The organism is Bradyrhizobium jicamae, from assembly GCF_018130695.1.
GTDB classification, from domain to species: Bacteria; Pseudomonadota; Alphaproteobacteria; order Rhizobiales; family Xanthobacteraceae; genus Bradyrhizobium; species Bradyrhizobium jicamae_B.
In genome coordinates this window covers 494,590-506,090 of record NZ_JAFCJX010000002.1, presented here as the reverse complement: position 1 = coordinate 506,090, position 11,501 = coordinate 494,590, and the positions used below count along the sequence as shown (strand labels likewise).

Below are 11,501 nucleotides of genomic sequence, written 5' to 3'. Positions count from 1 at the left end.
GCGGCCACCGCATCGTCACCCACGTTCGTGGCGTTCGCGAGCGCCCCTCGTGTCGGGTGAGACGGGCATATTGTTAGCATAAACCGAAGTTCGTGTAAAGAGGAATATTTTTGCTCCAAGGGACTTGCGCCGTCGGGAAACTCACCCCATGGGCCGCCCCTCACCATCTCCCGCACTGTCATCTCAAAGCCGCAATTACAATCTATGGTAGCGATCCTCTGTTCATCCGATCCACTCAGCGAGGAGCGACCATGATCCATCCCGTACAGGCCGATCCCACCGTCCCGCCCGCCGATCTCAAACAGCAGGTCGTCGCAGCCTTCGATCGCTACATGGAAGTCTGGGAGTTCGACGATTACTGGACGCGGGCCAACACGTTCGAGGCGGCCATCGAGTTCGTCACCGCCGCACGCAAACTGTGGCCGCACGATCACGAGGTCCTGACATCGGTCCGGAAGATCGACAAGGTGATCTTCGGCAACATCACGTATTTCCAGAACAAGCTCAGCGACATCGACGCGATCTGGGCCGACGATTTCGGCTGGTGCGGCAATGCGAGCCTGTCGGCCCGCAGATACATCCTCGATTTTCCCGACACCGAGCAGATCGTGAAGGGCGCCGGCACCTATCTAGCGATCGCCGACCAGTGCTGGCGCAACCTGGTCGACATCGGCTGGGACGCGACTGATACGGCAAGGCCGGTCCCGCATGGATGCTACAACGCCCCCAAGGTCGCGCAGCCCAGCCATACCCCGTTCAAGAACACGGTCACCAATGCCACCTTCTTCCTGCTGTGCTCGCGCCTTTACGTGACGACACGGGAGCTCGATGGCTTCGACTTCAAGGCCTATCTCGCCAAGAGCAACGCGCAATACACCTGGTTCGATGCCTGGTTCAATTCCGACTTCGGCTACCTGCGCCCGCCGGGCCATCCGGTGCAGATGAACGCACGGCTGATCGGAGAGCGACCGATTGCCCCACCCGACTACGAGCGCAAGCAGATGTGGGAGCCGGGCCTGATCTGGAGCGGCGACCATGGCCTGATGCTCGCGGCGTTGACGATCTACGCGGCGATCAACCCGGAGGCCGCACCTGCCGCCCTCAAGGTCATTCGGCTTCTCGCCGTCGGCCTGTCGCGGATGTTTTTCGACACCTCCGGCGTGCTGCAGGAGGCGCCGTTCGACAAGCTGTTCAGCGGTGACCCGAAGGACTATGTCTGCGGTCGCGGCGTGCTGCTGCGCCATCTGTCCTCAGCCCCCGTGCTGCGGGTGCTCGGCCACGATTTCAGGAACAACATCCTGGCGACGATGTCGGCCGTATGGAATAGCCGCGGCGACGACGACCAGTTCAGCGCGTCCTGGAATCCCGGCGAGGCCGAGGCTTACGCGCGCGCGTTCAAGCTGAGCTGGGGCCAGGGTGACGGCTCGGTCACCTGGCAGTTGGGCAACACCGACGTCATCAACGGCATCCTGCAGGCGGCCGGCCTCGACGCGCTCACTGCCGCGATGCGGGTGTGGGTAGCCGGATCTGCGGAACTGGTAAGTCCGTAGGGCGAATTCGCCCAATGGGCCCGCGCAAAGCGCGGCCCGATGACAGGCTCCGGCGTAATCCGCCGACCGCTGCCTCCGCAAGGAATGGCGGATTACGCTGCGCTCATCCGCCCTACGGTTTCGTTGCCTCCCTCACAGCGGCCGCCGATGATCGATCAACTCTGATTGATTTCCATTCTCCTTGACAGAGATTGCGAACAGGCAAATCCTTCCGCCAACGATACTGGACCATCGTCAATTTTCAGCACTGCGAACTTCGGCGACCCGACTTTCTCGGCGCCACCAAACGCATTTATTTCTGAACAGAAACGGAGGGGCCGATGCGTACGCTCGCCTTGAGGACCGTCTCTCTTCTCGCTCTCGCCGCCCTGAGCTCGATCTCCACCACACCTGCCGCGCGCGCGGAGGATGCGACCGACGCGCAGTTCGGCACGGTTCACTTCCAGACATCGTGCAACGAGGTGGCGCAACGTCGCTTCGATCGCGGGATGCGCTATCAGCATTCGTTCTGGTACGTGCCGGCGAAGGAGATTTTCGAGGAGACGCTGCAGGCCGATCCGGAATGCGCGATCGCCTATTGGGGCATTGCGCTCAGCCTGCTGTACAACCCGCATTTCCCGGCGCCGAAGGAAAACCTCGCTCAAGGTTTGGCCGCGCTGCAGAAGGGCAAGGCCGTCGGCGCCAAGACCGATCGCGAGCGCGACTATATCGATGCGCTGCTGGCGTTCTACTCCGGCGACGAGAAGACGACGTTTGGCCAGCGCGCGCAGGCGTATCTGAAGGCGACCGAGGCCGTTGCCGCACGCTACCCTGACGATGACGAGGCGCAGATCGCCTACGCCATCACGCTGAATGTCACGGCGTCACCGAACGACAAGACCTATGCCAACCAGCTCAAGGGCGCCGCCATCCTGGAGCCGATCTTCAAGCGGCAGCCGCGGCACCCGGGCGTTGCGCATTATTTGATCCATCTCTACGACTATCCGGCGATCGCGCAGCAGGGTCTCGACGCCGCCAAGCGCTATTCCGAGATCGCGCCGGCAGCCCCGCATGCGCTGCATATGCCCTCGCACATCTTCACCCGCGTCGGCTACTGGAACGAATCCATCGAAGCCAACAGCCGCTCGGCACAGGCTGCCAAGGCGGGCAAGGATCCCAGCGAGCAGCTGCACGCCGACGACTATATGGTCTACGCCCTGCTCCAGCTCGCGCAGGACGGCCGCGCCCGCGACATCATCGCGGACATGGTCGCGACGACGGGCTATGCGCCGGCCGTCCGCGCCGGTCCCTACGCCATCGCCGCGAGCCAGGCACGCTATATGGTCGAACGCCGCGATTGGCAGGGAGCCGCCGCGCTGAAGGTCGAGCCGAGCCGGTTCGCCTATGTCGATGCGATCACCTACTTCGCCCGCGCGCTCGGCGCCGCGCGCTCCGGCAATCCCGATGCGGCAACGCCTGATATCGCCAGGCTGGCGGAGCTGAGCGACAAGCTCAAGCAGGACAAGGACGCTTATTGGTCCGAGATCGTCGACATTCAGCGCCAGGTCGCCACCGCCTGGCAGCTCAATGCCCAGGGCAAGCAGGCGGACGCGCTGGAAGCGATGCGGCTTGCGGCGGATGCCGAGGACAAGACGGAAAAATCCATCGTGACGCCCGGACCGCTCGCGCCCGCGCGTGAGCTTTACGGGACCATGCTGCTCGAACGCGGCATGGCGACGGAGGCATTGGCCGCGTTCGAAAGCACCATGCGCAAGGAGCCGAACCGGTTTGGCGCCACGATCGGTGCCGCCCGCGCCGCCGAGAAGGCGGGCGACGCCGCGAAGGCCCGCCAGTACTACGCGAAGGTCGTCGACATGGCGCGCAACGGCGACACCTCACGGCAGGATCTGGCGGACGCACGAAAGTTCATGGCCCAGAACTAGCGGGAGCGCCGAGGCGACTCTCATGCGCCTGACAAGCAAACTCGTTGCGATCGTCGCAGGCGCTGCGCTCGTCTGCACGGTGGCTGCTGTCTGGATCTTGCGATCCGGCGAGCCGGCACGCGCGACGGCGACGTCGGGCGAAATCCGCCCGGTGTGGACCGAAGCCGACTGGCCGTTCGGCGCCGACCCCTGGGGCAAGGGCAAGGCGTTCCGCTGCAAGGCCGCCGATTGCGGCGGCGAGGTGCAGCTCTATGTGCGGGCCAAGCTCGGCTTCTGCAATTGCGCCACCGGCGTCGCCGACGACAGCGATCTCGAGCAGATGGGCGACCTGCCGCTGATCGGCAAGGCGACGCCGATCGGCGCCGGCCGGGAGATCACCGTTGGTCCGATGCGCGGCCGCAGCCGGGCCTATCGCGTCGAGGGGAAAAGCAACACCGCGCTCTCACTCGCCTTCAATCAGCGCTGCGACATGGTCTCCGCGACGGCCTTGGTCGGACCGGGCGCGCCCGCGTCGCTGGAGCCGGCCGTGCTGGCGTTCCTCAACAGCGACCGCATGTTGAAATGGGCCGAGGTCGCGCTGGGATTGTAGAAGTGCTCTTGTAGGATGGGTGGAGCGTCCGCCGTAGCTCGAAGAGCGAAGGCGGACGCGATACCCATCATCTCACTATGCGGTACGAAGTTGATGGGTATCGCTTCGCTCCACCCATCCTACGATTCGACGGCGCGCAAGTGCTCCAGCATCAGCTTTCCCGTCGACGACAGATTCGCGGCCTCGCGCACCACGATCTTCAGCGCACGGCGGCCCCAATCGTCGCGCAGCGGCACCGCGGATAGCCCCATGCCGGCGCCGACGACCTCGAAGGCGCGGTCGGGGATCAGGCCGATGCCCATATTGGCCTGCACCATGCGGCAGACTGCGTCGAAGCCCGGCACGTTGATGCGCAGCCGCATCGCTTGGCCTGCTTGCGTCGCCGCATACTGGCAACGCAAATAGATCGAGCTTGCGGTATGCAGGCCGATGTAGTCGTGGTCGAGCGTGTCGATGAATGCGACGTCGCCGCGCCCGGCCAGCGGATGGTCGGCGCGCGTCACGACGACCAGATTGTCGTGGCGGTAGTGGAAGGACTCCAGGCCGCGCACATCCGCCTCGCCGGAGCAGATGCCGATCTCGGCCGCGCCCTCCTCGATGCCGCGCACCACCTGCCCGCTCGGCCGCTCCTGCAGGTCGACCCGCAGCAGCTCGTGCGCGCCGAAGAAGGCGGAGAGATCCTCAGGCAGGAACTGCACGATCGCCGACAGGTTGGCGAGCATGCGGACATGGCCGCGCACGCCTTCGGAATATTCCGACAGCTCGACCGCGATCTTCTCGACGTTGAGCAGCGTGACCCGCGCATGATGCAGCAGCGCCTCGCCGGCCGGCGTCAGCGCCATGCCCTTTGCCAATCGCTTGAACAGCGTGACGCCGAAAGCGAGCTCGAAATCGTTCATGCGCTTGGAGACGGCGGAGGCCGCGATGCCCTCGCGTTGCGCGGCGCGGGTCAGGTTCTGTTCGTCGCAGATCGCCACGAACAGACGAAGCGTGGTGAGGTCGACCCGGCGGGTCAGCGCGGCCTCGGACGGGGTGACGGCGCGCGGGAGATCGAGAGCGATGGAGGCGAGCGGCATGGGCAAATCCCGATGAGCTGACCGCGGCAATCTATCCGGTTGGCGGGCACCGAATTTCTCAAATGGGAGTGTCACGGACCGGTAGATTGGAAAGAGATTCCAGGAAAGGCCGCGCGGAGCTTCATCGATTCCAAGAAGTGCGTAGGGCGGGTTAGCGTTAGCGTAACCCGCCGCTGTGTCGTGCCGCGTGGAAGAATGGCGGATTACGCTTCGCTAATCCGCCCTACGCATCCGCCGCGTTGACACCAACAATCGCGCAGCCTAGCCTGAACTCCTTCCCCGACATTGATGGTCAAGATTTCGCGCAAGCTGTCCCCCGACACGGACGGCCGGCGGCGCGTTGACCGGGATTGGAGAGCTGACATGACGACGCGGATCGGCAGTTGCCATTGCGGCGCGCTCACGATCGCCTGCGAGGGCGAGCCGAACAAGATATCGATGTGCCACTGTACCGACTGCCAGCGACGGACCGGCAGCACGTTCGGCATCGGCGTGTTCTACGACCGCGACCGCGTAACCGCGCAAGGCACCGACATCAGGAGTTTCGCGCGCGGCTCGGCGAGCGGGTCGACCGTCACGTTTCATTTTTGCGGGGCGTGCGGATCGAACGTCTATTGGGAGCCGGCCCGCGCGCCGACACTGATCGGCGTCGCGGCCGGTGCGTTTGCGGATCCCGACCTGCCCGGTCCGGTACAGTCGGTGTGGAGCAGGAACAAGCCGGCGTGGCTGCTGCTGCCGGACGATGTCACGGTGATCGATTGAACACCGACGCGTAGGGTGGGCAAAGCGACCTCGTCCGCCGTAGCTCAACGAGCGAAGGCGGAAGCGTGCCCACCATCACGAGCACGCCATAGATGGTGGGCACGGCGCAAGCGCGCCTTTGCCCACCCTACGGCACCTCAGCCCGTGTAGCTGACGCTGCTGCACTTGCCGTTGATGTCATACGTGAACGTAATTCCGAAGACGGTGGTGGATCCGCCGCGGGCATCGATCACGTTCGGGCTGACGTAGTTGCGGTCCCACTTCATGCCGCCGGCGGCCTCGTTCAGCCGCTCGGCGTTCAGTTCGACTGCATTGCTGTCCGTCATCGAGAGTGCTCCATAGATTGAGATCCAGTGGAGCGCTATTCCATCCGGCCATGAGCGACCGTGACCCGTGTCACAGTCGAGCGGCCCACCGTGTGCGACAAAGCAGCCCAGCAAGCCCGAACGGAGGACACACGATGTTTGACACAGCAAACCAAGGCAACGCCAAGCTCATCAATCCCGGTGAGGACAAGCCTTGCGAATTGGCGATCGAGTCTCTGGATGCCGTCGCAGGCGGCGTGCATGTCACCAGGAAGATCGACGCAGCGTCGCCGAATCTCTTTGTGGCCTGCGCCACGGGCGAACACCTCAAGTAGATCGTAGGGCGGGTTAGCGTTGGCGTAACCCGCCGTCTTTGCCGTGCGTAATGGCGGATTACGCGATCGCTAATCCGCCCTACGCATCCCAAACAAAAACGCGGCGCAGAGGCGCCGCGTTTCCGTCATGCATCGATATCGAAACCGTCAACCCGCGACCTTCGCCGGAGCCGCGTCGCGCTGGCGCTTCATGACGATCTTGTTCAGGGCGCCGAGATAGGCCTTGGCCGAGGCCACCAGCGTATCCGGATCGGCGGCGCGGGCGGTCATCGAGCGGCCCTCATGGGCGAGGCGCACGGACACTTCGGCCTGGGCATCGGTGCCTTCGGTGACGGCGTGGACCTGGTAGAGCTCCAGCTTCGCCTCATGCGGCACCAGGCGCTTGATGCAGTTGAAGACGGCATCGACCGGACCGTTGCCCTCGGCTTCCTCGATCTTGATCTGGCCGTCGACGTCGAGCTTCATGGTCGCGCGCTGCGGGCCATGGGTGCCGGCGATCACGGTCAGCGAGGTCAGCTTGATGCGGTCGTGGGAGGCGGCGATCTCCTCGTCGACCAGCGCCTCGATGTCCTCGTCATAGATGTCCTTCTTGCGGTCGGCCAGCGCCTTCATCCGCGTGAACGCATCCTCCAGCTGGTTGGGGCCGAGCTTGTAGCCCATCTCCTCCAGCTTGTGCACGAAGGCGTGGCGGCCGGAATGCTTGCCCAGCACCAGCGACGACTGCTTCAGGCCGACCATCTCCGGCCGCATGATCTCGTAGGTCGAGGCGTCCTTCAGCACGCCGTCCTGATGGATGCCGCTCTCATGGGCGAAGGCGTTGCGGCCGACGATCGCCTTGTTGTACTGCACCGGGAACGAGGTCGCCGCCGACACCACCTTGGAGGCGCGGGTCAGCTGCGTGGTGTCGATCTTGTTCCAGTACGGAAACTTGTCGTTCCGCACATTGATCGCCATCACGATCTCTTCCAGCGCGGCGTTGCCGGCGCGCTCGCCGATGCCGTTGACGGTGCACTCGACCTGGCGCGCGCCGCCGACGATGCCGGCCAGCGAGTTCGCAACGGCCATGCCGAGGTCGTTATGGCAGTGCACGGAGAACACCGCCTTGTCGGAGTTCGGCACGCGCTCGATCAGCGTCCGCATGAAGTGGGTGTATTCCTCCGGCACCGTGTAGCCGACGGTGTCGGGGATGTTCACCGTGGTGGCGCCGGCCTTGATCACGGCTTCGACGATCCGGCACAGATAGTCCATCTCGCTGCGGGTGCCGTCCTCGGCCGACCATTCGACGTCGTCGATCTGGTTGCGGGCGCGGGCGACCATGGCGACCGAGGTCTCGATCACCTCTTCCGGCGTCTTGTTCAGCTTCACCCGCATGTGCAACGGCGAGGTCGCGATCACGGTGTGGACGCGGCCGCGCTTTGCGAATTTCACCGCCTCGGCGCAGCGGTCGATGTCGGCCGGGTGCGCACGCGACAAGCCGGCGATGATCGAGTTCTTGGAGCGGCGCGCGATCTCGCTGACGGCCTGGAAGTCGCCTTCCGAGGTGATCGGGAAGCCGGCCTCGATGACGTCGACACCCATGTCATCCAGCAACTCGGCAACCTCGAGCTTCTCCTCGAAGGTCATGGTGGCGCCGGGGCACTGTTCGCCGTCGCGCAGGGTGGTGTCGAAAATGATGACGCGGTCCTTGTCGGACTTCGGGGCGGTGGTCATGTCTGCAATTCCTTTTTGGGTCGATCGCGCTCAATCTGGCGCTGGGGGTTTCCTGGTGTTCTCGCGCAACCCCTGAGTGCCCAGGCGCCAACCGCCCAGACGGCCCTCAGGGGCCGATAAGAAGCAGAAGCCCGCCAAGAAGGAGGGTGGGCATGGTCGCAGCCGGACGAGCCGAGGCGATCGCCCCGTCCCTACTTCCGAACTTTTCGCCGCGAATCGACATTGCCAGACCCTGTTTGGAGGCTGAATCCTAGTATCCAAACCATTGACGGTTCGTTGCCGGATGCCAGCGTCCGGCGGTCGTTCTAGACGATTATGGCAAGCCGCCGCAATGGGGAAAGATGGTCAGGGGAGCTGACCTAACTCGTCGATCGCACTGCTAAAGTGAGGGAGCCACCAGCAGAAGGGTTCCCTCCCCCGCAAGGGGGGAAGGGAGCCTGCGCGGTGTGCTCACCTTACGACGTGACCTACTTCTTCGCGCCCTTCCCCTCCGCCAGCAGCGCGTCGCGGATCTTCTTGAACTCGCTCAAGTCCGCCTTGTCGACCTCGGGGAATTTCAGGTCGAGCTTGTCCAGCGCCGCCACGATGGTCGAGCCGATCACGACGCGCGCGAACCATTTGTGATCGGCCGGCACGATGTGCCAGGGCGCTTCCTTCGTCGCGGTGTGGTGGATCATGTCCTGATAGGCGGCCTGGTACTTCGCCCACAGTCCGCGCTCGGCGATGTCGGCCATCGAGAACTTCCAGTTCTTGGCGGGCTCCTCCAGACGATCGAGGAAACGCTGGCGCTGCTCCTCCTTGGAGACGTTGAGGAAGAATTTCAGGATCACGGTGCCGTTGCGCGACAGATAGCGCTCGATGGCGGAGATGTCCTCGAAGCGTTCGCGCCAGATGTTCTTGGTCACCAGGCGCTTCGGGATTTTCTCCTTGGCGAGGATTTCCGGGTGCACGCGCACCACCAGGCATTCCTCGTAATAGGAGCGGTTGAAGATGCCGATGCGGCCGCGCTCGGGCAGCGCCAGCATCGCGCGCCACATGAAATCGTGGTCGAGCTCCTTGGTCGACGGCTGCTTGAACGAGGCGACCTCGCAGCCCTGCGGATTGACGCCCTCGAACACGCTCTTGATCGCGCTGTCCTTGCCGGCGGCGTCCATGCCCTGGAAGATCAAGAGCAGCGACCAGCGGTCCTGGGCGTAGAGCTTTTCCTGGAAATCGTTGAGGCGCTTGCGGTTGGCCTCGATGATCTCGGCGCCCTTCTCCTTGTCCATGCCGCCCTTCTCGGCGGTGGTGTGCGACTTGAGATGAAACTCGCCGCTGCCGTCATAACGGAAGGGGGCGACAAAGGGCTTCAGCTCGGCGGAGAGCGGTTGCGACGGTTTCTTGCTCATGACCTCTGCGGCACTTTCGGTTGCGTTCTGAACTTGTCCAGCACGCTACCAAGAATGCCCTTGGGCAGGAAGATGATGAACAGCACCAGGAGAATGCCATAGACGAGATTGTCCCAGCCGACCGCCTTGGTGCCGAAGCCGATACGCAGGAATTCCGCGAGCAGGATGGTGATGATGGCGCCGATGGTCGGGCCCAGCGAGACGTAGACGCCGCCGACGATGACGGCGAACACCATCTGCAGCGACACGGCGATGCCGCTCACCGTGTCGGGCGAGATGAACATCTGGTACTGGCAGTACAGCGCCCCGGCGAGCGCGGTCATCAGCGCCGAGATCAGGGTGATCTTGAGCTTCTCGGCGGTGACGTTGACGCCGGCCGCGGCGGCTGCGTCCTCATCCTCCGAGATCGCCTCCATGGCGTGGCGGCTCATGCTGTGATCGATCCAGCGCCAGACCACGAGGCCGACGAGCCAGACCCCGAGCGCGATCAGGTACCAGGTGATCTTGTCGTCGAACTGCAGCGCGAACAGGCTTCTGCCGCTACCGGCGCGCTGCGGCGTGTAGCCGAGCGAGCCGCCGGTCCAGTCGCGCGTCGCGGTGATGACCTGCAGCACGATGCCCGACAGCGCCAGCGTCACCAGCACGAAATAATGCCCGGTGATGCGGAAGCGGAAGCAGGGATAGGCGACGATCAGCGCCAGCACGCCCGCGGTGACCATGCTCAGGGGAATGCCGATCCAGGGCGAGATGCCCACATGATTCCACAGCAGCGCGGTGACATAGGCGCCGATGCCCATGAAGCCGCCATGGCCGAGCGACACCAGGCCGAAGCGGCCCATGATCGACCACGACGTATAGGCGAACGACCAGATCAGGATCAGCACGAGGAGATGCAGATGATAGGGATCTCGATGCACGAACGGCAGCGCGATCAGCGCCGCGATGCCGACGATCCAGCCGATAACCTGCCTGTTCACGAGCGCCTCGCGAGCAGGCCCGCGGGCCGGATGAACATCATGATGATGAAGAAGGCGAACGCCAGCACGTAGCCCCATTCGAGATCGGAGAACAATCCGCCGAGCGAGATGATCTCGGCGAACACGAAGGCGGCGACGAAGCCGCCGATGAAATTGCCGAGGCCGCCGAGCACGCAGATCAGGAAGGTGACGGGACCGAAGGACAGGCCGACGAAGGGATGCACGTCATATTGCAGCACGAGGAGACACGCGGCGAGGCCGGCGAGCCCGCCGCCGATCGCAGACGTGATCAGATAGATGCGCTTGGCATCGACGCCCATCAGCGACATGATCTGGCGGTCCTGCGCGATGGCGCGGATCGCGGTGCCGGTGAAGGTTTTCGTCATGAACAGATAGACCCCGATCATGCCGATCAGCGCCGCGCCGAACGACAGCAGACGCGCGTAGCTGAAATTCATGTCGCCGAGCGCCAGCACGGGCAAGCGGATGCCGAGGTTGCGGAAGTCGATGCCGAAGGCGACGGTGGCAAAGCTCTGCAGGATGAACAGCACGCCGCCGGTGGCGAGCAATTGATTGATCGGCGGCGCGGTGAGCAGCGGCGCGATGACGAGGAAGTGCAAGGCCGCGCCGAGCAGCGCGACGAGGAGGATGACCAGCGGCGCGGCGGCCCAATACGGCAAATGGTAGTACTGCACGAGGTAGTACATGCCGTACATGCCGATCATCACGAGCTCGGCGTAGCAGATCCAGGTGACGTCGATGACGCCGAAGATCAGGTTCAGCCCGAGCGCCAGCAGCGCCAGCACGCCGCCGAGCAGGATGCCGTTGATCACGGCCTCTAGGAAGTAGATGTCGAAGACGTCGAGGAATGCCTGCATCGCCCCTGC

General features: G+C 64.2%; 10 protein-coding genes and 1 pseudogene. 5 read left to right on the top strand and 6 right to left on the bottom strand.

Features of this window, described 5'->3' with window-relative positions; genetic code table 11:
- Window positions 1–251 precede the first annotated feature (251 nt).
- The 3 genes from JQ604_RS05145 to JQ604_RS05135 all read left to right on the top strand — a co-directional run bounded on the left by JQ604_RS05145 (window position 252) and on the right by JQ604_RS05135 (window position 4,061).
- A complete protein-coding gene (locus JQ604_RS05145) occupies window positions 252–1,550 on the top strand; it encodes a hypothetical protein (RefSeq protein WP_212353843.1) in 1,299 nt (432 codons plus the stop codon).
- A gap of 320 nt (window positions 1,551–1,870) precedes the next feature.
- A complete protein-coding gene (locus tag JQ604_RS05140) occupies window positions 1,871–3,472 on the top strand; it encodes a hypothetical protein (protein WP_212353841.1) in 1,602 nt (533 codons plus the stop codon).
- 22 nt (window positions 3,473–3,494) lie between these two features.
- A complete protein-coding gene (locus tag JQ604_RS05135) occupies window positions 3,495–4,061 on the top strand; it encodes a hypothetical protein (RefSeq protein ID WP_212353839.1) in 567 nt (188 codons plus the stop codon).
- A 119-nt stretch (window positions 4,062–4,180) separates the two neighbouring features.
- Here the strand turns inward: JQ604_RS05135 and JQ604_RS05130 are convergent, their stop codons facing one another.
- The gene (locus JQ604_RS05130) at window positions 4,181–5,137 is read right to left on the bottom strand and encodes a LysR substrate-binding domain-containing protein (RefSeq protein WP_212353837.1); all 957 of its coding nucleotides are present in this window, start codon (window positions 5,135–5,137) and stop codon (window positions 4,181–4,183) included.
- A gap of 363 nt (window positions 5,138–5,500) precedes the next feature.
- On the opposite strand from JQ604_RS05130, the gene JQ604_RS05125 reads away from it, so the two are divergent.
- Entirely contained in the window at window positions 5,501–5,899 is a 399-nt protein-coding gene (locus tag JQ604_RS05125; protein WP_212353835.1) for a GFA family protein, read from the top strand.
- Window positions 5,900–6,036: 137 nt separating this feature from the next.
- Here JQ604_RS05125 and JQ604_RS05120 read toward each other — a convergent pair whose 3' ends face one another.
- Window positions 6,037–6,225: a hypothetical protein gene (locus JQ604_RS05120; RefSeq protein WP_212353833.1), complete on the bottom strand. Its 189-nt coding sequence runs from the start codon at window positions 6,223–6,225 to the stop codon at window positions 6,037–6,039.
- Between the two features lie 134 nt (window positions 6,226–6,359).
- Between JQ604_RS05120 and JQ604_RS05115 the strand changes: the two genes are divergently transcribed.
- Window positions 6,360–6,539, top strand: coding sequence for a type VI secretion system tube protein Hcp (locus JQ604_RS05115; protein ID WP_212353831.1), 180 nt, complete (start codon window positions 6,360–6,362; stop codon window positions 6,537–6,539).
- A gap of 147 nt (window positions 6,540–6,686) precedes the next feature.
- Here JQ604_RS05115 and JQ604_RS05110 read toward each other — a convergent pair whose 3' ends face one another.
- The 4 genes and pseudogenes from JQ604_RS05110 to JQ604_RS05095 all read right to left on the bottom strand — a co-directional run bounded on the left by JQ604_RS05110 (window position 6,687) and on the right by JQ604_RS05095 (window position 11,492).
- Window positions 6,687–8,249, bottom strand: coding sequence for a 2-isopropylmalate synthase (locus JQ604_RS05110; protein ID WP_212353829.1), 1,563 nt, complete (start codon window positions 8,247–8,249; stop codon window positions 6,687–6,689).
- Between the two features lie 467 nt (window positions 8,250–8,716).
- The gene (locus JQ604_RS05105; protein WP_212353827.1) at window positions 8,717–9,637 is read right to left on the bottom strand and encodes a polyphosphate kinase 2 family protein; all 921 of its coding nucleotides are present in this window, start codon (window positions 9,635–9,637) and stop codon (window positions 8,717–8,719) included.
- Window positions 9,570–10,614 (bottom strand): annotated as a pseudogene (locus JQ604_RS05100) (branched-chain amino acid ABC transporter permease). The gene JQ604_RS05105 and the pseudogene JQ604_RS05100 overlap by 68 nt, the downstream one beginning before the upstream one ends.
- Window positions 10,611–11,492, bottom strand: a complete 882-nt coding sequence (locus tag JQ604_RS05095) for a branched-chain amino acid ABC transporter permease (protein WP_212353825.1) — start codon at window positions 11,490–11,492, stop codon at window positions 10,611–10,613. The pseudogene JQ604_RS05100 and the gene JQ604_RS05095 overlap by 4 nt, the downstream one beginning before the upstream one ends.
- Window positions 11,493–11,501 lie beyond the last annotated feature (9 nt).